36 protein-coding genes, 1 tRNA gene and 1 riboswitch are annotated in these 23,209 nt (G+C 63.1%); of the genes, 22 read left to right on the forward strand and 15 right to left on the reverse strand.

Annotation, left to right across the window (positions count from 1 at the left end; translation table 11 throughout):
* Window positions 1-91 precede the first annotated feature (91 nt).
* Window positions 92-340 carry a DUF982 domain-containing protein gene (locus AC56QQ_RS13510; RefSeq protein ID WP_497127844.1) on the reverse strand — a complete coding sequence of 83 codons (249 nt, stop codon included), beginning with the start codon at window positions 338-340 and terminating at the stop codon, window positions 92-94.
* Window positions 341-664: 324 nt separating this feature from the next.
* On the opposite strand from AC56QQ_RS13510, the gene AC56QQ_RS13515 reads away from it, so the two are divergent.
* Complete coding sequence (locus tag AC56QQ_RS13515) at window positions 665-967, forward strand: DUF982 domain-containing protein (protein ID WP_497127846.1); 303 nt, start codon at window positions 665-667, stop codon at window positions 965-967.
* A 273-nt stretch (window positions 968-1,240) separates the two neighbouring features.
* Window positions 1,241-1,921: a Crp/Fnr family transcriptional regulator gene (locus AC56QQ_RS13520; RefSeq protein ID WP_497127847.1), complete on the forward strand. Its 681-nt coding sequence runs from the start codon at window positions 1,241-1,243 to the stop codon at window positions 1,919-1,921.
* Between the two features lie 368 nt (window positions 1,922-2,289).
* On the opposite strand, the gene AC56QQ_RS13525 is transcribed toward AC56QQ_RS13520, so the two are convergent.
* Window positions 2,290-2,363: transfer RNA gene (locus AC56QQ_RS13525), tRNA-Gln, on the reverse strand.
* A 74-nt stretch (window positions 2,364-2,437) separates the two neighbouring features.
* Window positions 2,438-2,731 (reverse strand): hypothetical protein, encoded by a 294-nt coding sequence (locus AC56QQ_RS13530; RefSeq protein ID WP_497127849.1) that lies wholly within the window; start codon window positions 2,729-2,731, stop codon window positions 2,438-2,440.
* Between AC56QQ_RS13530 and AC56QQ_RS13535 the strand changes: the two genes are divergently transcribed.
* The 4 genes from AC56QQ_RS13535 to AC56QQ_RS13550 all read left to right on the forward strand — a co-directional run bounded on the left by AC56QQ_RS13535 (window position 2,730) and on the right by AC56QQ_RS13550 (window position 4,961).
* Complete coding sequence (locus AC56QQ_RS13535; RefSeq protein WP_497103803.1) at window positions 2,730-3,035, forward strand: hypothetical protein; 306 nt, start codon at window positions 2,730-2,732, stop codon at window positions 3,033-3,035. The two genes, AC56QQ_RS13530 and AC56QQ_RS13535, sit on opposite strands and share 2 nt — an antisense overlap.
* A 170-nt stretch (window positions 3,036-3,205) precedes the next feature.
* Entirely contained in the window at window positions 3,206-4,276 is a 1,071-nt protein-coding gene (locus tag AC56QQ_RS13540) for a sensor histidine kinase (protein ID WP_497127851.1), read from the forward strand.
* A gap of 158 nt (window positions 4,277-4,434) precedes the next feature.
* Window positions 4,435-4,737 (forward strand): hypothetical protein, encoded by a 303-nt coding sequence (locus AC56QQ_RS13545; protein ID WP_497127853.1) that lies wholly within the window; start codon window positions 4,435-4,437, stop codon window positions 4,735-4,737.
* A gap of 89 nt (window positions 4,738-4,826) precedes the next feature.
* Window positions 4,827-4,961: a hypothetical protein gene (locus AC56QQ_RS13550; protein ID WP_489862257.1), complete on the forward strand. Its 135-nt coding sequence runs from the start codon at window positions 4,827-4,829 to the stop codon at window positions 4,959-4,961.
* A 105-nt stretch (window positions 4,962-5,066) separates the two neighbouring features.
* Here the strand turns inward: AC56QQ_RS13550 and AC56QQ_RS13555 are convergent, their stop codons facing one another.
* The 4 genes from AC56QQ_RS13555 to AC56QQ_RS13570 all read right to left on the reverse strand — a co-directional run bounded on the left by AC56QQ_RS13555 (window position 5,067) and on the right by AC56QQ_RS13570 (window position 6,798).
* Window positions 5,067-5,312, reverse strand: a complete 246-nt coding sequence (locus tag AC56QQ_RS13555; RefSeq protein ID WP_489862256.1) for a DUF982 domain-containing protein — start codon at window positions 5,310-5,312, stop codon at window positions 5,067-5,069.
* A 12-nt stretch (window positions 5,313-5,324) separates the two neighbouring features.
* Window positions 5,325-5,561: a DUF982 domain-containing protein gene (locus AC56QQ_RS13560; protein ID WP_256754068.1), complete on the reverse strand. Its 237-nt coding sequence runs from the start codon at window positions 5,559-5,561 to the stop codon at window positions 5,325-5,327.
* 337 nt (window positions 5,562-5,898) lie between these two features.
* Window positions 5,899-6,078 (reverse strand): DUF3606 domain-containing protein, encoded by a 180-nt coding sequence (locus AC56QQ_RS13565; RefSeq protein WP_489862254.1) that lies wholly within the window; start codon window positions 6,076-6,078, stop codon window positions 5,899-5,901.
* Window positions 6,079-6,606: 528 nt separating this feature from the next.
* Complete coding sequence (locus tag AC56QQ_RS13570; protein ID WP_497127855.1) at window positions 6,607-6,798, reverse strand: hypothetical protein; 192 nt, start codon at window positions 6,796-6,798, stop codon at window positions 6,607-6,609.
* 212 nt (window positions 6,799-7,010) lie between these two features.
* Between AC56QQ_RS13570 and AC56QQ_RS13575 the strand changes: the two genes are divergently transcribed.
* Window positions 7,011-7,970 carry a prohibitin family protein gene (locus tag AC56QQ_RS13575; RefSeq protein ID WP_497127857.1) on the forward strand — a complete coding sequence of 320 codons (960 nt, stop codon included), beginning with the start codon at window positions 7,011-7,013 and terminating at the stop codon, window positions 7,968-7,970.
* 55 nt (window positions 7,971-8,025) lie between these two features.
* Here AC56QQ_RS13575 and AC56QQ_RS13580 read toward each other — a convergent pair whose 3' ends face one another.
* Entirely contained in the window at window positions 8,026-8,394 is a 369-nt protein-coding gene (locus AC56QQ_RS13580) for a VOC family protein (RefSeq protein ID WP_497127859.1), read from the reverse strand.
* Window positions 8,395-8,593: 199 nt separating this feature from the next.
* On the opposite strand from AC56QQ_RS13580, the gene AC56QQ_RS13585 reads away from it, so the two are divergent.
* Window positions 8,594-9,019, forward strand: coding sequence for a DoxX family protein (locus AC56QQ_RS13585; RefSeq protein ID WP_497127861.1), 426 nt, complete (start codon window positions 8,594-8,596; stop codon window positions 9,017-9,019).
* Between the two features lie 28 nt (window positions 9,020-9,047).
* On the opposite strand, the gene AC56QQ_RS13590 is transcribed toward AC56QQ_RS13585, so the two are convergent.
* The 3 genes from AC56QQ_RS13590 to AC56QQ_RS13600 all read right to left on the reverse strand — a co-directional run bounded on the left by AC56QQ_RS13590 (window position 9,048) and on the right by AC56QQ_RS13600 (window position 10,690).
* The gene (locus AC56QQ_RS13590) at window positions 9,048-9,794 is read right to left on the reverse strand and encodes a hypothetical protein (RefSeq protein WP_497127863.1); all 747 of its coding nucleotides are present in this window, start codon (window positions 9,792-9,794) and stop codon (window positions 9,048-9,050) included.
* Between the two features lie 206 nt (window positions 9,795-10,000).
* Window positions 10,001-10,306: a hypothetical protein gene (locus AC56QQ_RS13595; protein ID WP_497127866.1), complete on the reverse strand. Its 306-nt coding sequence runs from the start codon at window positions 10,304-10,306 to the stop codon at window positions 10,001-10,003.
* Window positions 10,307-10,420: 114 nt separating this feature from the next.
* Window positions 10,421-10,690, reverse strand: a complete 270-nt coding sequence (locus AC56QQ_RS13600) for a hypothetical protein (protein WP_256754060.1) — start codon at window positions 10,688-10,690, stop codon at window positions 10,421-10,423.
* A 108-nt stretch (window positions 10,691-10,798) separates the two neighbouring features.
* Between AC56QQ_RS13600 and AC56QQ_RS13605 the strand changes: the two genes are divergently transcribed.
* The 5 genes from AC56QQ_RS13605 (at window position 10,799) to AC56QQ_RS13625 (ending at window position 13,011) form a co-directional block, all read left to right on the forward strand.
* Window positions 10,799-10,993, forward strand: a complete 195-nt coding sequence (locus tag AC56QQ_RS13605) for a hypothetical protein (protein ID WP_497127868.1) — start codon at window positions 10,799-10,801, stop codon at window positions 10,991-10,993.
* A 156-nt stretch (window positions 10,994-11,149) separates the two neighbouring features.
* A complete protein-coding gene (locus AC56QQ_RS13610) occupies window positions 11,150-11,545 on the forward strand; it encodes a hypothetical protein (protein ID WP_497127870.1) in 396 nt (131 codons plus the stop codon).
* Window positions 11,538-11,930 (forward strand): hypothetical protein, encoded by a 393-nt coding sequence (locus AC56QQ_RS13615; protein ID WP_497127872.1) that lies wholly within the window; start codon window positions 11,538-11,540, stop codon window positions 11,928-11,930. Before AC56QQ_RS13610 ends, AC56QQ_RS13615 begins: the two co-directional genes overlap by 8 nt.
* On the forward strand, window positions 11,887-12,591 hold the full coding sequence (locus AC56QQ_RS13620; protein WP_497127874.1) for a terminase large subunit domain-containing protein: 705 nt from the start codon (window positions 11,887-11,889) through the stop codon (window positions 12,589-12,591). The genes AC56QQ_RS13615 and AC56QQ_RS13620 overlap by 44 nt, the downstream gene beginning before the upstream one ends.
* A 63-nt stretch (window positions 12,592-12,654) precedes the next feature.
* Window positions 12,655-13,011, forward strand: a complete 357-nt coding sequence (locus AC56QQ_RS13625) for a hypothetical protein (protein WP_497127876.1) — start codon at window positions 12,655-12,657, stop codon at window positions 13,009-13,011.
* Between the two features lie 12 nt (window positions 13,012-13,023).
* Here AC56QQ_RS13625 and AC56QQ_RS13630 read toward each other — a convergent pair whose 3' ends face one another.
* From AC56QQ_RS13630 to AC56QQ_RS13640, 3 genes are all read right to left on the reverse strand, one after another.
* A complete protein-coding gene (locus AC56QQ_RS13630) occupies window positions 13,024-13,278 on the reverse strand; it encodes a MarR family winged helix-turn-helix transcriptional regulator (protein ID WP_497127878.1) in 255 nt (84 codons plus the stop codon).
* 718 nt (window positions 13,279-13,996) lie between these two features.
* Complete coding sequence (locus AC56QQ_RS13635; RefSeq protein ID WP_497127880.1) at window positions 13,997-14,317, reverse strand: hypothetical protein; 321 nt, start codon at window positions 14,315-14,317, stop codon at window positions 13,997-13,999.
* A gap of 134 nt (window positions 14,318-14,451) precedes the next feature.
* Window positions 14,452-15,159, reverse strand: coding sequence for a hypothetical protein (locus AC56QQ_RS13640; protein ID WP_497127882.1), 708 nt, complete (start codon window positions 15,157-15,159; stop codon window positions 14,452-14,454).
* A gap of 361 nt (window positions 15,160-15,520) precedes the next feature.
* Between AC56QQ_RS13640 and AC56QQ_RS13645 the strand changes: the two genes are divergently transcribed.
* Together AC56QQ_RS13645 and msrA are read left to right on the forward strand one after the other, a co-directional pair.
* Complete coding sequence (locus tag AC56QQ_RS13645) at window positions 15,521-17,095, forward strand: glycosyltransferase family 39 protein (protein WP_497127884.1); 1,575 nt, start codon at window positions 15,521-15,523, stop codon at window positions 17,093-17,095.
* A 144-nt stretch (window positions 17,096-17,239) separates the two neighbouring features.
* Window positions 17,240-17,758 carry a peptide-methionine (S)-S-oxide reductase MsrA gene (gene msrA, locus AC56QQ_RS13650; RefSeq protein WP_497127886.1) on the forward strand — a complete coding sequence of 173 codons (519 nt, stop codon included), beginning with the start codon at window positions 17,240-17,242 and terminating at the stop codon, window positions 17,756-17,758.
* A 54-nt stretch (window positions 17,759-17,812) separates the two neighbouring features.
* On the opposite strand, the gene AC56QQ_RS13655 is transcribed toward msrA, so the two are convergent.
* On the reverse strand, window positions 17,813-18,550 hold the full coding sequence (locus AC56QQ_RS13655; protein WP_497127888.1) for an SDR family NAD(P)-dependent oxidoreductase: 738 nt from the start codon (window positions 18,548-18,550) through the stop codon (window positions 17,813-17,815).
* Window positions 18,551-18,704: 154 nt separating this feature from the next.
* Here AC56QQ_RS13655 and AC56QQ_RS13660 point away from each other — a divergent pair, with 154 nt between their 5' ends.
* From AC56QQ_RS13660 to AC56QQ_RS13690, 7 genes are all read left to right on the forward strand, one after another.
* Window positions 18,705-18,902: a hypothetical protein gene (locus AC56QQ_RS13660; protein ID WP_497127890.1), complete on the forward strand. Its 198-nt coding sequence runs from the start codon at window positions 18,705-18,707 to the stop codon at window positions 18,900-18,902.
* The gene (locus AC56QQ_RS13665; protein WP_256753522.1) at window positions 18,899-18,994 is read left to right on the forward strand and encodes a putative RiPP precursor; all 96 of its coding nucleotides are present in this window, start codon (window positions 18,899-18,901) and stop codon (window positions 18,992-18,994) included. Before AC56QQ_RS13660 ends, AC56QQ_RS13665 begins: the two co-directional genes overlap by 4 nt.
* Window positions 18,995-19,096: 102 nt before the next feature.
* Complete coding sequence (locus tag AC56QQ_RS13670) at window positions 19,097-19,342, forward strand: hypothetical protein (RefSeq protein ID WP_497127892.1); 246 nt, start codon at window positions 19,097-19,099, stop codon at window positions 19,340-19,342.
* Between the two features lie 354 nt (window positions 19,343-19,696).
* Window positions 19,697-19,810: riboswitch (TPP riboswitch) on the forward strand.
* Window positions 19,801-20,409, forward strand: coding sequence for a YkoF family thiamine/hydroxymethylpyrimidine-binding protein (locus tag AC56QQ_RS13675; protein WP_497127894.1), 609 nt, complete (start codon window positions 19,801-19,803; stop codon window positions 20,407-20,409). Its footprint overlaps the riboswitch before it by 10 nt.
* Window positions 20,410-20,454: 45 nt before the next feature.
* Window positions 20,455-21,273, forward strand: coding sequence for an ABC transporter permease (locus AC56QQ_RS13680; RefSeq protein ID WP_497127895.1), 819 nt, complete (start codon window positions 20,455-20,457; stop codon window positions 21,271-21,273).
* Entirely contained in the window at window positions 21,270-22,049 is a 780-nt protein-coding gene (locus AC56QQ_RS13685; RefSeq protein WP_497127897.1) for an ABC transporter ATP-binding protein, read from the forward strand. Before AC56QQ_RS13680 ends, AC56QQ_RS13685 begins: the two co-directional genes overlap by 4 nt.
* Complete coding sequence (locus AC56QQ_RS13690; RefSeq protein WP_497127899.1) at window positions 22,042-23,064, forward strand: ABC transporter substrate-binding protein; 1,023 nt, start codon at window positions 22,042-22,044, stop codon at window positions 23,062-23,064. Before AC56QQ_RS13685 ends, AC56QQ_RS13690 begins: the two co-directional genes overlap by 8 nt.
* Window positions 23,065-23,209 lie beyond the last annotated feature (145 nt).

The raw sequence follows: 23,209 nt of genomic DNA on the forward strand, positions 1-23,209 counted from the left end.
CGGCACCGCCTTGCGCGGTTTGGTGCTTGGCCTCGATTGCCAAGCCTGTTTTTATTTTGCCTCGCGCGGCCTGACGTGCAGGGGGCGGCTTTCAATTTTCCATGAAGGCGTCGGGAAGTACGTCGGCTTCAATCGCCGCGCTGATGAAAGCAATACGCACCTGTTTTGGACTGCATCGGCCGACGCGTTGCTCGACAAGGGCCGACAGCGCGGCGAGAAATTTGGGGCCGTTGGAGGGCCAGCTGCCGTCGGTGAGGATGTCATTCATTTCGAAGAGATTTCGAACGACGCGAACGCCGTGGATGCCTTTGATAGGCACGCCGCCGAATTGTTGGGTCATGGTCTACAACGGATCGAGGGGAATATGCGTTCCTTCGAGGGAGCATTCGCCAACAACTCGGCCCGAGCGCCCAACCCATTCATTGCGGTGTGCAGAGTTGCGACGACCGTAGCGAGGGGATCTTTTGGCGTGCCCTCAAGGCAACCAGCTCGATGGTTCGAATGTTGTCACAGGGCTGGTTAACCCGCTGGATTCATCCCCTCGCGATGATGATGAGTCAAATTCTTGACAGCCATGATCCCGCTTATCATATTTTTTGCGCCCAGGGCTGCGTCAAGCCGGGGCAGTTCGTCTCAAAAACTCGTTCAACGGATGGAGGAGTCTATGAACGGCAGGATTTTCGAGCGGCCCGTTCTGGTCAAAAACGGGCAGTTTGTCGTCGAGGAAATTGGAAGTTTGGCCGACGCGTTCGAGTTCCTGGAACGATGGCCCGAGAGCCGGCGGGGACCGACTTATCAGACCGCGCTTCGGGCCTGTCAGCGCGCCCATGACGGTCACGTGCCGCTTTCGGTGGCGCGCGACGCGTTCGCCGGGTTTGCCAGATCGGTCAAAATCCTCGAGCCCGTTTCCACCGCGTTACCCTGGATGGCTGGGGCGAAATCGGGTCGCGGTGGGGTGCCGGCATAATCCGCGAGCGGAGGGCCAAAAGGACGATGGGGCCACTTCCCCGCTGTGGGACAGCGGCCAGGGCGCGTTGCCGTTCCGAGCATTCGAATGGCAAACAGCTGGCTGCGGTGTTGCCCCATCACCATCGATACGCCGGGCTGACAGGCGGTCATGGCCACTACGTCGTTGCCATTGCCACAGCGGCATTCGCCGAGGCGAGCTGTCTTCATCAATCCAGGTGATTTCCGGACGCGGCCTGCGTTAGAATATCATCTTACCGAATGGAGACCCGTCGTGGCCAAGGCTGACAAGCACCCTTTCAATGTGAACGCCTTCCTCAATACGGTGGACGGCGGAAGGACCGTGGCGACGTATCAAAAGAATGAGACTGTCTATTCGCAGGGCGACCCGGCGGATTCCGTCTTCTACGTCCAGAAAGGCAAGGTCAAGGTCTGCATCGTATCAGAGCAGGGCAAGGAAGCGATCGTCGCCCTCCACGAGAGCGGAGACTTCTTCGGCGAAGGCTGCTTGTCCGGCCAGCCGTTACGGTTGGCTACAGTCTCCGCGATGGTGGACAGCGTCGTCACGCGGATTGACAAAGCATCCATCACGCGGGTGCTCCGTGAGGAGCCGAAGTTCTCGGAGATGTTCATATCGTACCTGCTGGCGAGGAACGCCCGCGTCGAAGAGGACTTGGTGGACCAGCTTTTCAATTCGAGCGAGAAGCGTCTCGCGAGGTTGCTGCTTCTGATGGCGAATTTTGGCAAGGAGGGGGACCCGCAAACCGTCATAGCGAAGATAAGCCAGGAGACGCTCGCCGAGATGGTTGGCACCACGAGGTCGCGCGTGAGCACCTTCATGAACAAATTCCGCAAGCTCGGGTTCATCGAATACAACGGACATTTGAAGGTTCATAATTCTCTGCTGAACGTGGTCCTGCACGACAATCCTCACCTCAGGGGCAGGGACCTTTGAGGCACCTGTTCCTTATGGAACAGTCGAACCACTTGGACCTGTGTTAAATTTTATGCCGGTCCAACCCTCTGGACCGGACCTGCAGCCCAAGATCGTCTTGATGCAACGACATGACTGCCGGCATAACAGCGGACCCCCCCGGTCATGTCCTTCGGCAAGATGGTGCGGCGTTGTCGGTGACCACACGGCGCGTCCGACCCAAGCCCCCCCAACGCCGGACGCGCCGGCCCCTCTTTTTGCGCCGTGGCCGATGGCAGTTGGAAAGCCCTTAGAGGGAACCCAGGGCGCCTGATCGGTGCGCCGCAAGACCACGAAGAATCCGCAAAGGATTGGATCAGGACGGACCTGGCTCATCCTGCGCCGCGTGCTGGTTCCCGCTCATGGGCTCGAACCACGATTCACGCCTTCAAAGGGCGCTGTCCTACCATTAGACGAAGCGGGAAAAGCGGGCAGGCGCACCACCCCTAGCCGGTTCGCGCGCCGGGATCAACGCATGCCGTCGGCCGGCGCCAACAATCAGTTCGGGAAGTTGGCGACCGGTTCCTCGCAGCGGTAGACCGGGCAGTTGCCGTCGCGGGTCGGAACATAGGCCGACATCGGCACCTCCGGCCAGTCGCATTCGTTGCCGAACTGCCTGACATAGCGGTCATAGGTGTTGGGCCCGGTGGTCAGCACCACGGCGCGGTGGCTCTGGATCAGTTGCCGAAGCTGCCCGCAACTCATCGTGCGCGTGTCGGGCCTGGCATTGGCAAGACCGGTCGCGGCCAGCATGATGGCTGCTGTCACAGGAACAATCCGGCGGATGGGCATGGCGATTATCTCGAACGGGCGTGTCACCGGAAACTCGCATCCCGGCCAGCGGTTCCGCAACAGCCAGAAGGCGGTCTTTTTGCGGCGCAACCAAATGGCACGTCGCGCATTGCTGGGGATGGACAGCAGAAAACCCTACGAGACACCGAAATGGTGGCCTGGCGGCGACGATCGCGAAGCCATGTGCTGTTCCTTCTGCGGGGGCCGCGACCACCGCTATGAGCAATGCCCGCAACGAGACCCCGAGGTCGATCCATCCTCCGACACCGCGGACGACACCATTCCCAGGTTCCCCAGGTTCTGAAGTCGAATCCAGGTTTGTCAGTGCGCAATGTTGCTCCCCCCTTGCAACCAAAATGTCCCGCCTGCATTGCAGGGAATGGGCGGAAATCCATCACGCAAGCCTGAAATACGCTTGAGAGGGCGAGGGCCAGGCGCGAGGCGGTTGGGCGTGACCGAGGGATGTCGGGGGCAATGACGGAATTGGCAAGCGTGAACGGCCCGATAGAAGCCACCGCCGACGCAAGGCTGGCGGCGATCGTCGATTCCTCCTTCGACGCCATCATCAGCAAGGATCTGAACAGCGTCATCACCAGCTGGAACGGCGCGGCGCAGCGGATGTTCGGCTACACTGCCGAGGAGGCTGTCGGCCAATCGGTGCTCATGCTTATTCCCGATCACCTCAGGGACGAAGAGGCCGACATCATCGGCCGTGTCCGCAATGGCGAACTCGTGGCCAGCTACGAGACGATCCGGCGCCGCAAGGATGGCGGGATCATTGCCGTGTCGCTGACCGTCTCGCCGATCAGAAATGGATCAGGCAAGATCATCGGCGCCTCGAAGATCGCACGCGACATCACCGCGACCAAGGAGAGCGAACGGCGGATCAGGCTTTTGATGCGGGAGGTAAATCATCGCGTCAAGAACCAGTTCGCGGTGATCCTCTCGATGGTCAGGGAAACAAGCAAACGCTCGACGGATCCGCATGAGTTCGAAGCGCTTGTCCGTTCCCGCATCATGGCGCTGTCGCGTTCGCACGATCTGCTGGTGAACTCGGAATGGGCGGGCGCCAGCCTCTTCGACCTCATCCAGGAACACCTCAAGCCGTTTGGCCATGAGGAGCAGGTATCGCTGTCCGGACCGCTTCTGACCCTGCAGCCGAACGCCGTGCAAAATCTCGGCATGGCATTTCATGAGCTCGGGACCAACTCATCCAAATATGGCGCGCTGTCGGGGGAAGCCGGGAGGATCGACATCACCTGGCTGATCGCCACCGGCGTCGCGGGCAAGCGGGAAATCCATCTCGTGTGGGAGGAAACCTCGCCAGTCCCTGCCGATGAGCGGCTAGACGACACCTCGCGCAAGGGTTTCGGCACCGTCGTCCTGCAGCGGGTTTCGCCACAATCGCTGAACGGCTCGGCGGTGCTGGATCGTCGCCCGGGCCGTCTCAGCTGGTCGCTGACGGCGCCGCTGGAATCGATCATCGTTGCGCAACTCGGCGACGAAATGCCTGTCGACGACAGAGATCCGTCCTTCAGCCCTTGAAGGGACCGGCATCGGCCAGGCGACGGCGGGGGAGAAATCCATCGGAGGCGTGATCCGATTTCCGCGCGGGCGGAAATGGCCAACCTTTTTCGTCGGCAGGCGTTGTTCCTGTGAAGGCAAGGCCGCCGCGGGCGGCCGTGACAGAAAAGGAGGCCGGGATGAGAAGTCTCGCCATCGTGCCGTTCAGCCTGGTGCTGGCACTGGCCGCGCCAGCCGCGGCCCAGACGGATCCGCAGCAGGACAGCCAGTCGCCGCAGGCGGACAAATGCCGGGCTCAGACAGAGCAAGGCAACAAACAGCAGCCTGGTGGCGGCGATCTGACGGAGACGCTCGGCGATTGCGGCGGCGTTCTGAAACCGCCCGCCACCGGTGACCAGGGGATGACGGCTCCGGCTCCAGACGAAGGCAAGACGCCGGTGATCAAGCCAGGCGAGGTGCCGGCCCAGCCGCCCGCGCAGTAGAAGCCGGTTTCGTCGACGGCGTCGCCGGGCGGGAACCTCGCACCGAACGAAACGTTTGCGTCACGAGTTGATTTTGAAAGGACGAGACCGTGAGAGATATCGCCGGCACCGCAACATTGCTTGCGTCCATCGCCATCGTGATCGTGGTGGTGCTGTTGGCGCCGAAGGGCTTCGGGCTCGAAACCACCCAGCCGATTGTACAGGGCGATCCGCTGGAACAGTAACCAGGGCGGATTCACCGCGAAAAAGCAGGCGAGGCATTGCGCCCCGCCTGCTTTTTTTCATGATTTTTCCAAGGCAATTCCAGGAAAGCGTGAAACGGAACCGGTCTAGCGAACCAGCACGCCCGCGTGATTGCACAGCGCCGTGAAAGCTTCGTGGGCCTGTGCGGCGCTTGTCTTGCTTTCCAGCGCGGCTTCAACCTGTTCGCGCGCCGCCTGATAGAAAGGGCCACGCTTGGCATGGGGCCAATCGATCAGGACTTCGCTGGCATCCTTCAGCGTAATGATGTCGCGGATCGTGTCCGTGCCATGTGGCTTGATCCGCAACGGCGGCGATAGCATCAGCTCAGCCATCTTTGTTTCCCGCTATTGGAGGAGCCGCGCTTCGCGCGCGGCGTCGATCATCGCCCGCATCGCCTTTTCCGGCGGAGTCCAGCCGTCCAGTGCATCGCGACAGCTGCGCAACGCCGCCCGGTACCGCCGACCCTGGCCCGCCGGCCAGTCGCCGAGGCACTCCAGGCCTTCCCAGGCGCTGCGCACGACGCGCTCCCGCTCGGGGGCAAATTTCAACCTGATGGGCCTTGGGAACATCTTGTCGTTCAAGCTCTCGTCTCCGGGTCTGTGAAGCGTCGTATAACGTACGCGACAGGGGAGGGTTCCGTGCTCGAAAATCAAAATTCGGTCGTGCAACATGCGTCCCGAAGGCTTGGGCGCGGCCAGACGCAAAAGGCCGGCAAAGCGCTGTTCCGGGCGGCGCGCCGCTGACCGTCAAGCGCACGCCGGCGCTGGCGGCGGCCGGTCCAGCGCATGGTGTCGGCCATGGTTGCGACCTCCATGCCATACCTCCCGAAGTGCGGGGGACTGGTTCGGCCGGAGGGCTCGCGGCTGCTCGGACACCGAGACGGGCGCCCACCCCGATCGCATCGGGATGGGGCAGGCTCTATCCCCGAGCGGCCATATAGGCGTCGAGCTTCTTTCTCGACGGCCCATAGCGCTTGATGATGGTCTGCGCTTCGCTTGGCGGAATGCCATATTTCTTGGCGAAGGCAGCAACCTCGTAAGGCTCCTCGCTCGAAACCAGCTTGCGGTCCTGCTTTGTTTTGGACTTGTCGTCAGCCATCTCAGGCCTCGCTTTCTGTTTTGGGTAGGCACATCGGCGCGGCCGTTGGCGGGCCCCACCTTGCGGCCAACAGGACATAACACAGATCGCCGTCGCGGGTTCCACGGGCATGACAATAATGCCGGCCAGGAAGGCCCTGTCGTCAGCCGGCTTTGTTCAAGCCGACCGCTGCATCGGATCGATATCGGAAAGGTGGCCGCCGTCACATTGGGCGCAGGGCGCGCTTACGCCCGGGCAGCCGCGCTGCTGGGTACCGGCGGGACAGCAATGGCCGTTGGAACTCGTCCAGCGCGGACACTCAAAGACCTGGCCCGCGCCGCCGCAGCCGCTGCACTCCAGCACCGTCGACCGGACGACATGGAATCTTGCCCCAAACCCGACGCTCGCGCCCAATTCTCAAACCCACCCAACAACCTGCACTGGCACCGCTGTGCATTAGCCCCAGCTTAACAATACCACGATGCTGGTTACGAACAAGTTTCGCGATCATTAATTGTTCGTGAAGGCCGCCGCGGCGGTGACGGGGCCTCAGACGGGCTTCAGCCGCATCGCGGCGAGATACATGAGCGCCGATGCGGCCTGCCCGCGGTCCCAGCCGGCCGCCTCGGCCTTGTCGAGCAAAGCGTCGAGATGGGGGACAAGCATGTCCCTGCATTCCTGTTCATAGGCGGTGGTCATCGCCGGATGTTGCGGCGCGCCGATGGTCAATGCCTTGGCCATGTCCGATTCCTCCCCTCTGAGCGGTGCGGTACTATACTATCAGCAAACCGAAATCGGCTTTTTTGCCGGCACTGTGCATGGAATCAAGGCGTTAGCTTCCTGGACATGCGGTGGAGCGGCGCAAAAGGCCGGGGCACTCGACATCATGGCAATCTTGGCGCCATGATTTCAGGCAAGTCCGGAATCGGACAGGGATAATTGGGGGGTGGGCAATGACCGACACGCAAGGCAATTCGAACCGTCTCCAGCAGCATGTCGTCGCCGGGTCGCGTCCGATCGGCAGCGGCATCGTCGCGCTGGCTATCGTGCTGGCGCTGATCGCCGCCGTCATGGGGTCCTGGTACACGATCGACCAGGGCGACCGCGGCGTGCTTCTGACCAATGGCGCGTTGAGTTCGGTCGTCGATCCAGGCCTGCATTTCAAATTGCCGTGGCTGCAGCGCGTCGAGAAGATCAGCCTGCGCCAGCAGGTCATCAAATGGGGCTGCGAGAACCAGAGCGACTGCGGCAATCTGCCGGCGATGCAGGCCTATTCGCGCGACCAGCAGCCGGCCAACATGCGCGTCACCGTCAACTTCCACGTGCCGGCGGCCGAGGTCAGCAACGTCTACATCAATTACGGGTCGATCGAGGCGCTGGCCGACCGCGTCATCGCCCGCAAGGCACCGCAGGAGATCAAGACGGTGTTCGGCCAGTATGACGCGGTGTCGGTGATCCAGAACCGGGCCAAGTTCAACAAGGATGTCGCCGACGCCATTTCGGCGGTGACCGACGGCCCGGTGATGATCGACAGCGTGCAGGTCGAGAACATCGACTTTTCCGACGCCTATGAACAGGCGGTCGAGGCGAGGATGACGGCGCAGGTGGAAGTGCAGAAGCAGGAGCAGAACCTGCAGCAGGAAAAGATCAAGGCCGACATCGCGGTGACGCAGGCCAAGGGCCGCGCCGACAGCGTCAAGGCGGAAGCCGAGGCCAGTGCCTACAAGACCAGGATCGAAGGCGAGGCGACGGCCGAAGCGATCAAGGCGCGCGCCGGCGCGCTCGCCAACAATCCGCTGCTGGTCGAACTGACCAAGGCCGAGAAGTGGGACGGGCAGTTGCCGAAATCGATGATCCCGGGCTCGACGGTGCCGTTCCTCGAACTCGGCGCGCCGGCGCCGGCGGCGAACTGAGGGCGGAGCGCCAACGATCCAAACCCATGATCCCGAACCTGTGGTTCGCGAGGGATCATGCCTTGGGTTCAAAAAGCTCGACCACGTTGCCGGACGGGTCTTCGCAAAGAATCTGGCGGCCGCCCGGGCCGTCGACGATCTCATTGCGGAACGGCACGCCGGCCTCGCGCATCCGGGCGGCGTGCGCCGGCAAGTCCTGAACCTCGAGGACGATGCGGTTCCATCCGCCGGGCTCCGGCGTGCGGCCATCCGGCATCGGTCTCGCGGCCGACGCCATCGGGCCCGCGAGCCAGAATGTGAGATCGCCGCGCTTCAGGATGGCCATCGCCGGACCGAACTGCTGCTGCAACGCGAACCCCAGATGCTTCGTGTAAAACGCTATGGACAACTCGACATCGCTGACGAGATACCGGACCGTCGCCATCCGCTGGCTCCTCACAACAGATCAAGCCCCCCGCAGGAAATAGCGTTCAGGGCAGGTCAGAGCAAGGTTCGGATGCCGTCGCGTGGTGAGCCGGTCCATCGTGCCGTGGGTGCCCGACAAAAAGTTTCCGGCCGGTGTCGGAACTGCCCAGGGTCATGCGTCCTTGGGTCGAAATCCATTGCAACCCTGGAGAGACAGCATGTCGGACCTCATTCAATCGCCGTGGCAGACCGCGGCCCTTCTCGTCGCCCGGCTGATCTTCGCCGCCGTCTTTCTCATGGCGGTGACCTTCAAGTTCATGGGCATGGAGGCGACCGCCGGCCACATCGCCGCCGCCGGTTTTCCGTTCCCGCTGGTGCTCGCCTGGTGCGCGGCGATCCTGGAGGTCGCGCTCGTGCTGTGCTTCCTGAGCGGCGCCTTCTTCACGCAGGCGGCGCTGGTCGCGGCGGCCTATGTGCTGTTCCTCGGCTTCGCCTTCCACGGACCGAGCCACTGGGCCGGCAACCAGGCGGAGTTCGGCTTCTTCGTCGACCATTTTTCCTTCCTGGCCGGCCTTCTGTTCGCCGCCGTGCACGGGCCGGGCAGGGTGCTGGCAATGAACCTGGGGTGGCCGGGCCGGGCGTGAGGCGAAGGCAGGAGGAACGCTCCGGTGGCTAATGTAGCCTGGCCGGTCTGAAGTCCGCCAGCGCTTCAAGTGCTTTCTCCACCAGCCACAGATGGGAGGGCGGTGTGCGACCGCGTGCCGCCAACAGCATCTTGTGCACGGGCGGGCCGAGCAGCCAGCGCCGCATGCGGTGGATCTCTGTTTCGTCCACGTAGCTCCAGATAGCGCGCTCGGAAGCATCGTTCTCGAACACAAATCTTGCGTCATGCTGCATGAACTGGGCAAGCTGCAAGGCGGCATCGATCGATGGCGTGACAAGCCATTGTTCTAGTATGGGCGCCAGATCAAGATCGAGGCATGCGTAGGCGCAAATCCAGTTCCCGGCTTCTTCTTCGTCAGGGTGCGCGAGGATCACTTGTGAGCACGCGGCGTCGAACAGCGCCCGGATTGCAGCCTGTTCGCGCGTCGGCCAGTCTAGCCACCGGGCCCTCTTCAGGCGAAGGACGATGCTGGTCGGCTGAGTCCCCGGCCAGCGTTGCTCATGAACCGCCAATTCGAGCATGCGTGGCAGGAAGTGCTTGTAGTCGTCAACATCGCCGACTGTCGTCAGCGCGTAGCTGGCGTAGGGATCGATTTGCTCGCCGGCCAGGTTCCGCAACGGGGCCGAGCTCAGCGTCTTCAACAGCGCGACGGTATCGCGCAATGACGAGGCATGCATGGTATGCGGCCGTGGATAGGGCGAGAATGCCGCGTAGCAGTCGTCGATCAGGCGCTGAAGCTGGTCGTCGGGCTGCATGGCCTATTACCGCCTCAGCCGGTTGGCGAGCAACGTCATCGTGATGGCGGGAATGCCGTGGACCGGCGCGCCCAGGCGATTACGGGGGAGGTGGGCTTTTGCGGGCATTTGGCTGTTATATGCGAAGGCGCGTGATGACGGATAGGCGCAACGACTCCGGGCGCGGAGCAGGCCGGCCTCAAGTGCTCGACAGCTAAGTCTTCGCCTCACATCTGGTCGTTGTATGGCTCCTTTATCTGGCCGACCATGCGCGCAAGCTTCGAAAAGGAGGGGATGTCCGCCTCCGGCTGGCATTGATTGGCGAGTTCCAGCAGCCGGATCGGAAAGTTGACGGCGTCACGGCTCGACGCCGACATGCCGCCGGATCGCTCCTGGCTGGTTTCGCTGGCTTCGGCCTTGCGCAGGGCGATGTCGATCTCCTCAGCCGTCAGCACCCCCTTGCGAACCAGCACGTGGTTGATCGATGCGACGGCCATGAGCAGGCCTTCGAGTTGCAGATTAGCGACATTCATGACGATTGCTCCCGTGGCTAGGCTCGAAACGCGCGAACGGCGTTTCCGATCCGGAAGATGGCGCGGAACTTCGGCTGGGGATGGACGACCGGGAGCAGCCCGCGGTCAAATGGCCTATTCCAGCGTCCAGTGCTCGCCATATTCACGCCATAGCGCCTTCGCTTCCAGGCTGCCGAGGCGCGGGGCCGACGGATCGCCAGGGATGATGGCGACGGCGCTGATATCATAGTTTGGAAAGGCATTGGCGACGAAGCGGATCGCTTCGCCAAGCGAGCGCACGCGGATGATCGGATCGGCCTGGCCCTGGCCGGTGCTGCGCACACCGGAAACCGTGGCTGGCGCGTGCCGCATCCTGAATACGGATGCCATGGTTGGTCTGTCCATCGTCCTCTCCCACAAGGCGACGCGAATCATTCCATGAGCTCTAGCTTATGATTCCACAGTTGCCGGCTCATGAAAAGCCGGTCGAAAAGTCGGTCCTCGGGGTCCGGCATGGTGTCGATCGGGTTGTCCGGTGAGGGCAGTTGTGCTATTTTTTCAGCCATGGTGCTGATTTGCGCCAACGACCTCTGGACCCGCCGCGAAGGCGGGTTTTTGTTTTCCCGCCACCTTTCAGCGATGCCGGTCACCGCTGGTGCCGGAAAAACGGAGGAGGAATTTTTTCCTAGAAAACCGTTGACCGGGTGAGGGCAGCCATGCTACATATTTGTCCATGGTGCTGATTTGCGCCAACGACCCGCCGCCGAGGCGGGTTTTGTGTTTCTGGCGCCTTCTTGACTTCGGCTGCCAACTTGTGTGCCAGCGCTCCACGGCGAAGGAACGCGACATTTGCGAGAAGTTCCCATGCCCCATCGCTACGCCACCATCATCACGGACGATGACGGCCGCGAGATCGTCAGCGCCATTGGCGAGTTCGAGGGTGCGGCGCCACGTCCGCGTCTGGGCCGTGTCGAGCAGGTGGCGCCCGGCGTGATGATCGGCATGGTGCGGGACGCGGCTGGTGGCTTCTCTTTCCCGCAAGCAGGGATCGGTGGCCTCGCCATGGCGCGCCTCATGGCCGGCCCGGCAAAGCCTGCCCGGGCGGCGAAGCCTGCCCAGGTGGCGAAGCCTGCCGGGACGGCAAGGCCGAAGCGTGCCAAGAGGGCCGGGAAGAACCGCTCGAAGAAGCCGGCCAGATCGATGGCGAAGGCTGGCATCTCCGCCAGCGATGCCGGCGCCATGGGGCAGGCCGATGGCTGACGATACCGCCGGGCCAAGGCGCGGCAAGGCGAAGCCGGCACGGCGTCAGCCCGCTGCCGGCCCGGCGTCCCGCCCGAAGCGGACGAAGAAGACGCTGGGCGATGATTTCCTGGCCGCCGTGCGCGCCGATTTCCGCGCCCATGGCGCCGGCGTCATCGCCGAGGTGCGCGCCGACAAGCCGGACCAATATCTGAAGATCGTGCTTTCGGTGCTGCCCAAGGATTTTCCCGGGGGTGTGCATGTTTCCCTCAACCAACTGGACGCGCTGAGCGATGAGGAGATCCGCAGCCGCATCCGTGGCCTCGAAGCCGTCCTCAGGCCGTTCCTCGAAGCACCCGCTGATGGCGGCGAGGGCGGAATATCTGGCGCTGCTGGCGGAGCTTGACCGCAGGCGCCGCACAAATCTTCTGGTGGCCTACAAACCGTATCAACGCCAGGCGGAATTCCATGCGGCAGGCGCGGTCAATCGCGAGCGGCTGTTCATGGCCGGCAACCAGCTTGGCAAGACCAGGGCCGGCGGCGCCGAATGGGCGATGCACCTCACCGGCCGCTATCCCGCGTGGTGGCAAGGCAAGGTCTTCGACACGGCGGTCCGGCTGTGGGCCGCCGGCGTCACCGGCGAGGGCACGCGCGACAACCCGCAGCGCGTGCTGGTCGGCCCGCCGCAGCAGCAGGCGGCCTGGGGCACCGGCATGATCCCGGCCGACGCCATCGTCGACACCATTCTGGGCCGCGGCGCGCCCGGCGCGCTCGACAGCGTCATCGTGCGCCATGGCGGCGGCGGCGATGTGCAGGCCGGCGAGAGCGTGCTGTCGTTCAAGAGCTTCGAGAAGGGCCGCGAGAAGTGGCAGGGCGAGACGCTGCACGGTGTCTGGTTCGACGAGGAGCCGCCGCTCGACATCTATTCCGAAGGCCTGACCCGCACCAACGCGACAGGCGGCATCACCATCGTCACCTTCACGCCGCTGCTCGGCATGTCGGATGTGGTGCTGTTGTTTCTCTCCGCCGAGCAGGTCGAAGGGATGGCAACCCACCTGAAACCATGATCCGCGATGCCGCTTGGAATGCAACCGAGGGGCGAGTAGCGTCCGCCGCGATCGGAGGCCGACATGCGCAATCCTGCAAGACTGTTCCTGCTGTGCGGGGTCATCAGCCTTGCCGCCTGTACTGCAAAGGACTGGCGCGCCGAGGCGATCGCCAATGCCCAAGACACGATCCGCGCGCAGGTGAATGACCCGGCGGCGGAATTCTCGCACCTGCAGATCACCGGCGACAGCTCGTCAGGGCAGACATGCGGCTTCGTCACCGCGAAGGTCGGCGCTCTGACGAAGGGAGCCCGCTTCATTGTCTACATCGATGGCGCCGGACCATTCGTCGAGGCCGGCATGGGCCGCACGCTCATGTCGAAGGCCGATTTCGACTGGGCCTGGCAGAACGACTGCCTGAAGGAAGGCTATAAATCCTGAGCGCTGACGGTTTCACTCCGTCTCCTGCGCCACCATGCGGTCGAGATTTTCGTTCAGCCGCCGCGTCAGGCCAATCAGCGTCGTCACCTCGTCCTCGCTGAAACCGGCCAGCGCCTGCTCCGAGCCTTCATGCAGCGCCTCGCGCGCGGCGGGCAGGCTCGCGAGCGCTGCTTTTGTCAGTGAAATGAGGCTGCTGCGGCCATCGTTCGGATCTGGCATGCGGCGGATCAGGCCGTCGCGCTCCATGCGCGCCAGCATCTGCGCCATCGAAGGCTGCGCGCCAGCTCCTTCTGTGACATCGCTCCGCCGTCGCGCAGGAGATAGAAGTGGGGGGAGGTGGCCGCGCAGCGGCTGGAGAGGGGCCTTCGGAGGACGCTGGACGCGCTAGGACCGGCTCAAGCAGCGTCGCCCCCGTGATGTTCCCGATGGCCGATCAGGTCGAGCTGGGGGTCAAAAGGTGGATGGAGTCGAATCAAGGGTATTGGCTGCCCGCAAGCTGCCTGGCGCGGGCCTTCGGATCGGTTGCTTTCCGGGTGAGCGGTTGGCACCATATCCTTTCGTCGCCCGAAATCGGATTGAACCAGACATTGCATACTTTGTTCGGCGTGTCCGGGGCACAAACTTTGTGTTGGTGCCCGCTGAGCTCGTACATCTTGCAGGTCTGCTTACTTGTATCGTATGGAACGTTCGATTGGCATGCTGATGTACTGGCGGCAATGGCCACAACGATTGCTATGCGGATCATGTATCTCCCCCGATTCATCAGCAACTTCGCATTGATGAACAGTATTATCAATGGCTGCAAATCGTCACGGCGGCTAATTACGGCAAGCTCATATGACCCGTCACGTCACCTTCATGACCATCGACGATGCCGAGCATTATTCGCCCGGGGAGCGCGCGGCGATCGTTGCCGCCTCTCGGACATTCTGTTCGAGTTCGTGGTGAGGAGGTTCAAGCCGTCCGTGGAAGAGTAGCTCCGACTTCAGTACGGTCCACGCAAGCGTGTGCGAGTGCTTTCGACTGCGACGGCGATTTGCCTAACGGAAGGTCCGCAACTCCGGCCGAGCGACACCCCTAAATCCGCCTCGGCCCGAGCTGGGGCGGATTTTTTGCTCTTCAGGGATGGGCCGACCAGGGCAAGATTGCCGCGCTGAACGATCTCCTCGGTTGCAACAACATCCTGGGCGGCAACGTTGTCTCGGGCATTCTCAACCGCATCAAGACCAGCCTTGTCGGCGGCGTTCTGAGCGGAATTGGCGTCAACCTGCCTGGCGGTAACAGCTTCAGGCTGGGTAAGCGCCACCAACGCGTCTCCATCTTTCGAAGGCAATTCAATAGCCCGTCCGGTTCGCCGGGCGGGCTATTTTTCGTTTCGGCCCTAGAAGCCCTGGCCATCCGCTCAACGAGCTTTGCGTCAGCGACCCGGCCTGGCAAGCCTCAAGCCAGGATGTTGACCGCGCGCGCGGCGACCAGCGCGATGGTCAGCAGCGAGATGATGGCCTCCGCCATCATCAGCAGCTTGGCGCGCTGGGAGAGCGGCAAGGTATCGGTGGGGGAAAATGCTGTCGCATTGGTGAAGGCAAGGAAGACATAGTCGACGAAACCTGGCAGCCAGTCGCGAAGCTCGCGGTCGTTCAGGGTCATCTGCGCGAACAGGAAATCGACCTGGGCGAGCTTGACGAGGCCGCAGGTCGGCGGTCCGCCACGATCGGTGCTCCAGAACCACAAGGCGAAGACGATGACATTGGTCACCCAGATGTTGAGCGCGTCGATCAGGAGCGTCGTGCCGCTGCTGCCGGCATGGCCCTCCAGCAAGGCACGCACCAGCAAGACCAGCGAACCGCAATTCATGATGCTGATGACGGCTGTCATGGTCAGTGCCGTTCTGCGGATCATGACGCGAAACTGACCGATCGCGTGCCACTCGTGATCCTCGACCGCCTTCCTGGTGGCGGCCTGCGTCCAGGCCGTTGCCACCGACAAGGGCAGCAACAGGGCGGCTTCCAGTGCCGGCGCCAGCCAGCGTGGCCCGAATGACAGGTTGTTGATGACCAGAAGCTGCAGGCAGATGATGATGAGGACGGCCGCACGGGCCATCCAGAAGTCGAGCGCTCGGTAGTGAATGACGGCATGCTGGTGGCGCATTGTAGATCCTGGCGACTTTGAAGGGTTTGGAGCGCGGCGGGCTGATCCGCTCAGGCGCAGGCGACGTCCGCCGCCATCTCGCCCGTGGCTGGGATCACAGGCGTCGGGGGTCAGAATGAACCGCCCGGATGCGTGGCTTGTTCGCAGGCCCGACACTTTCGGCGGGCTGCCCGGTGGTGTCTTCCATGGCTGTTCTGCTTGTATTTCGAGGTGAGGGTCAGCATCAGGGCGCGAAACTCTGCCTCAATCTTGGTTTTGCAATGGTCATGTAAGTATACATTTTCGTAAGCTTCCATTTCTGGGCTGTTCGGAAAATGGTCCGGTGTGATTTACCCACCGCATGGCGAGAATCGATGAATCCATGGACAGCTGGCTGCCGGTCGGCCTGCCTGTTGCGAGTGGCCGGCACCAGTCGTCGATCTGGTCGACCCTGGTCCGTTTTCCGGAAGTCGTTCTCGCGCTTTTGTGCCTGATGCAGATCCTGTGCTGGACCGTGGTACCGGCGCTTGTCGACGCCGCGCCGCCTGGCGATGTCGTCGAGGGCTTCATGTGGGGACGCGAATGGGTGCTGTTGACCTACAAGCACCCGCAGCTTCCGGCATGGCTGCTCGAGGCCAGCCATCTTCTCACCGGATCGTTCCGCTGGCCGCAATATCTGCTTTCGCAGCTTGTCGTTTCGGCAACCTTCATCTTCGTCTATCTGCTGGCCCGCGACATGCTTGGGCGAACCCGAGCTCTGGCCGCCGTGCTTTTGATGCCGTCGATCTATTTCTTCGGCTGGCCCACCCCGCAGTTCAATCATGACTACGCGCAGATGCCTTTCTGGGCCGCCATCTCATGGCTTTTGTGGCGCGCAACCCGGGACCCTGGCTCGAAATGGTGGTGGATTGTGCTGGGGCTGGTGTCCGGGGTCGGGCTCTACGCCAAGTTTTCCACCGGCCTGCTGTTGCTGTTCGGCGCGATCTGGCTGTTGTCGGACACACGGGCACGCACTCGGCTCGCCACGCTTTGGCCATGGCTCGGGCTCGCCGTGTTCCTTGTCGTCGCCGCGCCGTTGGCCGTCCAACTCTACCGCATCGACTTCCTGCCGCTGACCTATGTCGCCGGTCGCGATGACTGGGTGATGGCCCACCGCGCCCGTCTCTACTACATCGGTGTGCAATTGGCCGGGCTGACAGGCTTCCTTGCCGTTCTCGCCATATCCGGGCTGTTGCGGCGCGAGCCGCCGCGCAAGGTCGTGGCATTGCGCATGGCGCCAATCGGGCCGAGGGCGTTCACTTATCTGCTGTGGATCGGGCTTGGTCCGGCTATTCTCGTCATGGTGGCTTCGCTGTTCACGGGAGCGGGGGAGGCGTGGGGGGCGCCGATGTACAATCTTGTCGGCGTCGTGGCCATTGCCTGTCTTGGTGACAGGCTCGGCATCGCCGAGATGCGCAGGCTGGCGATCTGCGCGCTCGTCTGCGTCATCGGCGTATCCGGAGCCTACGCGACGATCCGATCGACAAGCTGCAATGTCCTCGGACACATGCAACCCGTCTGCTGGCCGGCGCAATTGGTGTCCGATGAAGCGGAAACTGTCTGGCACGAGGCCAGCAAAGGTCGGCTGGGCATCGTCGGCGGCGACACAGGGCTGGCCATGCTTGCCGGGCTGAATGCCTATGACGAGCCCTCGATCTTTACCGGCCTCGACATGCGGTTTGCGCCATGGATCACGCCAAAACGGCTGCAGGACCAGGGCATGCTGCTGATCTGGCAAGGCAGCCAAACGCCGCCGCGGCGGCTCATGCCATGGATCAAGGCACTTCCGGTCAAGACCGTCATGCTCGGCTGGTCACGCCAGGCGCCGCCCGTGGCCATCAACTTCGTCGTCATTCCCCCGGGCACACACGATCTGCCGAGTGATCCGCCGGCCCCGCCTGAAGATCAGGACAATTGACTGCTGCCCGCCGCGTCCTACGTTGGCGACTGGACGAAGCCGGCGACAATGCCCATTTATGGGAAATCCAATTCATTTTTGCGCAATTCCGGACGGAAAACCGCTAGACACTTTTCCTGGAATTGCTTTGAGAGGAGACGTGATATGGCGACTTCGACCGAACGCGCAGTGCTTGCCGGTGGCTGCTTCTGGGGCATGCAGGATTTGATACGGCGCTATCCCGGCGTCATTTCCACCCGTGTCGGGTACAGTGGCGGCGACGTGCCCAACGCCACCTACCGCAACCATGGTACCCATGCCGAAGCCATCGAGATCAATTTCGATCCGGCCACGATCAGCTATCGCACATTGCTGGAGCGGTTTTTCCAGATCCACGATCCGACGACGCGCAACCGCCAGGGCAACGATGTCGGGATGAGCTATCGCTCGGCGATCTATTACACCAGCGACGAGCAGAAGCGCGTTGCCGAAGACACCATCGCCGATGTCGATGCCTCTGGTCAGTGGCCGGGCAAGGTCGTGACCGAAGTCGCGCCGGCCGGTCCCTTCTGGGAAGCCGAACCCGAGCATCAGGACTATCTGGAGAAATACCCCAACGGCTATACCTGCCATTTCGTCAGGCCGGGCTGGAAGCTGCCCGTTCGCGAGAAGGCCGTTTCATAAGGTTCACAGGATCGGGGTCAAGGTCCCGATCCTCGCCTTGCCGTCTGTCGCGGATCAAGCCTGTTGTGTCGGGTAGAGCGTCAGGATGTTGACGTTGACCCGTGGCGGCTGGGACACCGCATAGAGCATCGCGGTGGCGATATCCTCGCTCTCCAACTGCCCCATGTCGCCCAGCCGATGCTCGACCGCTAACCGCACATCGTCGCGCATGTTGGCGGTGAATTCGGTCTTCACCGCGCCCGGTTCGATTACGGTAACCCGGATGCCGTCCATGCCGATTTCGCGGCGCAGCGATTCCGCCATGGCGCTCACCGCGTGCTTGGTGCCGGAATAGACCACCGAAGGGTGGATGTAGCGGCCGGTGCCCGACGAAACGATGACGATATGGCCTGACCCCTGCCGCTTCATCGCTGGCAGCGCCGCGTTGATCGTGTAGAGCAGACCCAGGATGTTGATGTCGACCATCTCCCGGTATTCACGGGTGGTGGTGTTCTGGAAGGGGGCGGCGACACCGACGCCGGCAACGTTGAACAGCATGTCCAGCCGACCCTGGCTTTCCAGCACACGCCGAACCATGGCGGTGGCTTGTGCCTCGTCGGTGAGGTCGGCCTCGATGGTGAGCGCATCGCCGCCGGCATCACTGATGCGCATGGCCAGGTCATCAAGCCGCTGCCTGCGCCGCGCCGCGATGGCGACGATAGCCCCTTCTGCCGCCAGCGCCAGCGCGGTTGCCGCGCCGATGCCAGAGGACGCGCCGGCCACCAGAGCGATTTTTCCGTTGAGTTTCCGCATGTTCGTTGCTCCTGCTCAGAAGGAGATTCAGATGCGCTCGATGCCGGACCGATCCTGATCGGATGCCGTTCGAGCGTCTCCGCAAAACTAGGTGACAGACGCCGTGCGGAAAATGCGGTAGAATTTGACGACACTCATTGGAGAATCTACCATAATGCGCGGCAGCGACTATGCGGAACTGAAGGCCTTTGCCACTGTTGTCACGCATGGCAGCTTGTGCGCGCCTTCGTCGATTTCCTGCGGCATGCCAATGCCGGCCGCCAAACCCTGCCTGGCGGTTGACAGTTTGCTGTGCCGCTGGCGAACTGCGGATGCTGATTTGATTTCAGTTTGCTTTCGGGGGTGGACATGAAGAAGATCTACGAAAAGCCGGTGCTGGTGAAACGCGAACGACTTTCGGTCGTCACCGCCGTGGGGGCGCTTTCACCCAAACCGGCCGGCTGACAGGCGCGGCTCGACCCTGCTCGGGCGGTTCGCGAGGTCGTCCTGGATCGCCGGTCGCAGAATGATGGCGAGGGAAGGCACTGTTTGACCGGACGCCGGAAGATGAATTCGACTGACCCCGCCGGTCGTGGGGGGCCGATCAGCGCCGCTTTCATGCTGGACATCTCTGCTTACACCGGACCGCTGCTTGCCGGCTCGGTGGAGGCGGGAAACCGTATCGGCGCGATCGTCGTGCCTGGCTTCCGGCGGCGACCCACCGACCGCGATGCGGATGCTCGTGGGCGAGGCGGCGCCGGCCTACTGCAAGGGCGCCTTGTCAGGGGCGCCGCAGCCAGGTCAGGCGGCTAGGCCTGCCAACCGGCAGGGCGCCGGTCAGGCGATGGGGAGGCGTGGAGTTCGACCTTGCCGACGGCAGGGTTTTGCATCGCACCTACAGCCGTCTGCTGAAACGGCTCCTGAAAGTGCGAAGTATGTTCGCACGCGCTCCAGTCACGGAAGCGCGCCCGGTAATGCGACTTTTCGGCAAAGTGGAAAGCAAGCCCGGGCAGAGATGATCGTCCGCCGCAGGCCTGTAGCCCACTTGCCACAATTGCTGTCGGCGAGGTGGTGTCCAGCGGGCTGCCGTCGGCGCCTGGCGCAATAGTTTTGGCGCAGTACGCTGAAAAAACGGCTTTCCCAATCGCTCGAATGGTGCTTTAACCCCCGCATCCACAGGGGTGCTCCGTACGGTCGGGGCTGAGACGGGGGCGGCAAGCCCACAGACCCTAGAAGCTGATCTGGGTAATACCAGCGGAGCGAGGCGGGCGATGTTTTCAGGCGCACAAATTTCCCTGTATCCCATGGCCGACGATTTCGTCGGCGTCATTCTTGGTGCGCTCGGTGCGCTCGATCCCTACCGCGACAGGCTCAGGATCGAGACCGATGATATCTCGACCTTGCTTGTCGGGCCGCCCGAAGTCCTGTTCCCGGCTCTTCGCGATCTGTTCGTGGCGGCAGCGCGCAGCGGCAAGCATTGCGTCCTGTCGGCGGCCATTTCGCGCGGCTGTCCGGGCGAGCCGGACGATCCGATCTGCCGCTCCGATGCGTTTGACGGACCTGTCGGGCCGCTCGGCCCGCGCAAGGAGGCTGCCATCCGCGCGGTGCGTGAAACCGCTGTCGCTGGCCAGCCGGCGGCAGCGCAGTTCTCGCTCTATGTGATGGGCACCGACGACCACATGGACGAGATCTATGGCTGCATCGATTTCCTGAAGCAGTCCGGCGTCTATGAGCGCTCCAAGAATTTCTGCACCAAATTGCGCGGAGATGCCGGCGCGATCTTCGTGGCGCTGAACGAGGCTTTCTGCCGCTTCGGGCCAGGCGCCGGCCACGTAACCCTCGACGTCACGGTCTCAGCCAACAGCCCCACCGCTGTCTGAGCCTGCCCGCGCTTGCGCGCGAGCGCCCGTCCAAGGACATCTCCCGTGGTCTCATCGTCGTCCAGCCGCTCGCGTCAACTCGCTGGTCTCTTCGCCAAGGCAGCGCCGGCGGTGACCTCGGTCGGGCTGCTCCTGCTGGCGTGGGAGCTTTGCGCCCGTTATTCGGGCATCAAGCCGACGATACTGCCGGCGCCGTCGCGCGTCTTCGCGCAGGCGATGCTCAATCGCGAAGCGCTGGTCGACAATGCCATTCCCACCATCCGCGCCACGCTATTCGGCTTTGCCTGTTCGCTCAGCGCTGCCTTCGCGCTGTCGATGCTGGTCGACTTTTTCCAGCCGCTGCGGCGCGCGCTGTTTCCCGTGTTCGTCATCAGCCAGACCTTGCCGCTGGTCGCCATCGCGCCGCTGGTCGTGCTGTGGTTCGGCTTCGGGCTGATGCCCAAGATCCTACTGGTGGCGCTGGTCACCTTCTTTCCGATGCTGGTGGCTCTGGTGCAGGGCTACGAGGCGACCGAGGCCGAGATCGGCCAGGTGCTGCGCGCCATGGGGGCAGGGCGCTGGCGCGTCTTCGTGCTGGCGCGGCTGCCTTCGGCGCTGCCCTATTTCTTCGCCGGCTTGAGGATCTCCATCACCTATGCCGTGGTCGGCGCCATCTTCGCCGAATATGCCGGTGCCGCGAAGGGGCTGGGCATCTACATGCTCAATGCCAAGAACAATTTCCGCCCCGATCTGGTGCTGGCCGCCGTCGGCGTCAGCGCCGCGCTCACGCTTGTCCTGTTTGGACTGACGGTGCTGCTGCAGCACCTGGCCGTGCCCTGGGAACGGGCCGACAGGCAAGCTCAGGGGAAGGGGCCACGGCGATGAGCCGGCTCGAACTGCGGCATGTGCGCAAGGCGTTCGGCGGGCTGGAGGTACTCGCCGACATTTCGCTTCGCGTCGGCGCCGGAGAATTCGTCTCCATCCTTGGTCCTTCGGGCGCCGGCAAGTCGACGCTGTTCCAGCTCCTGACCGGCGCGCAGCACGGCGATGGCGAGATGTTCTTCGACGGCACGCCGCTCGACGATCACGGCAGGTATTTCGCCTTCATGCCGCAAGGCGACGCGCTGATGCCATGGCGGCGCATCCTCGACAACGTGACGCTCGGGCTCGAAGTGCAAGGCGTCAGGCGAAAGGCAGCGCGGGCGCGTGTCGCACCGCTCTTTGCCGAGTTCGGGCTTGCCGGCTTCGAGCGGCATTTTCCGGCGCAGCTTTCGGGCGGCATGCGCCAGCGTGCAGCGCTGTTGCGAACAGTGGTGCAGGAGCGCGACATGCTGCTGCTCGACGAGCCGTTCGGCGCGCTCGACGCACTGACCCGCACCGCCATGCAGCGCTGGCTGGAGCAGATGTGGGGCCACCACCGCTGGACCGCGCTGCTGATCACCCACGACGTGCGCGAAGCCGTGTTCCTGTCTGACCGCATCTATGTGCTGTCGGCGCGCCCGGCCCGCATCGCCCGTGAAATCAAGGTGCCCCTGCCGCGCCCGCGCGGCCTTGGCGGCGATGCCGCGCGGCAGGCGAGCGCGCTCGAAGCCGAGATCCTCGACACCATTCTCAATCCCGAACTCGACCCGCAACCACCCGAAGGATACGATCATGACTGAATTGACGCGCCGCCAGGCCCTGTTGCTGACCCTTGCCAGCAGTCTTCCGCTTGCTGCCGGAGCGGGCCAGGCTCAAGCGCAATCGGCGGCACAAAAGGTCACCGTCGCACTCGACTGGACGGTCAACACCAACCACATTGGGCTGTTTGTCGCCCGCGACAAGGGGTTCTACCGCGAGGCTGGCCTCGAGGTCGATATCCTGCCCTACAGCGACACCGGCGCCGGCACGCTCGTCGCCAACCGCGTCGCCGATTTCGGCATCAACGGCACCATCAGCCTCTTCACCCAGAAAACCGCCGGGGCCGACTTGAAGGCCGTCTATGCCGTGGTGCAATCAGAAACCGGCCGAGTGGTCTTCAATGCGGCGCGCGGCGAGATCAAAAGCCCGAGGGACCTTGACGGCTTGACCTATGGCGGCTTCGGCAGCGCCTGGGAAAACGCGCTGATCGGCACCATCATCCGCCACGACGGCGGCAAGGGCAATTTCGAGACGGTGACGCTCGGCACCTCGGCCTATGAAGCGCTGGCCAACGGCTCGGTCGATTTCACGCTCGAGGTCGCGACCTGGGAGGGTGTCGAAGCCGAGCTCAAAGGCATCAAGCAGCGCAGCTTCGTCTATGCCGACCATGGCGTGCCCGACGAGCACACGACGCTGATCTCGTCGAGCGAAGCCTATCTCCAGGCCAATCCGAAAGTCGCGGCCGGCTTCGTCCAGGCGACGCGGCGCGGCTATCAGTTCGCCGTCGATCATCCCGATGAGGCTGCCGCACTGTTGATCGCGGCCAACAAGGATGCCTTGACCAATCCGGCGCTGATCCGCGCTTCGCTGAAGGCACTGATCGATGGTCACTTCTTGCGCAGCCAAAGTGGCGCCATCGCCACCATGGATCCGGCCAAGATGGAAGCAATCGGCGACTACCTGTTCGCCGCCGGCATTTTGCGTGACCCCGATGGCAACGTTGTCAAGCAACGTCCGAATTTTGCGGGGTATTTCAACAATGCGTATCTGGGGTAGGGCAGGATTCTTGAACTCAAAAGTCGCATGAGGAGCACATCGTCACGCGTCGACGGACGATGACGCTGAGGCGGCCCTTAATAGGGACTGGACGAGCTTTGTATCGCGAAGCTGCCAAGGCAGGAACGTCCAATCCCGTACGCCG

Source organism: Mesorhizobium sp. RCAM 05099, from assembly GCF_059683685.1.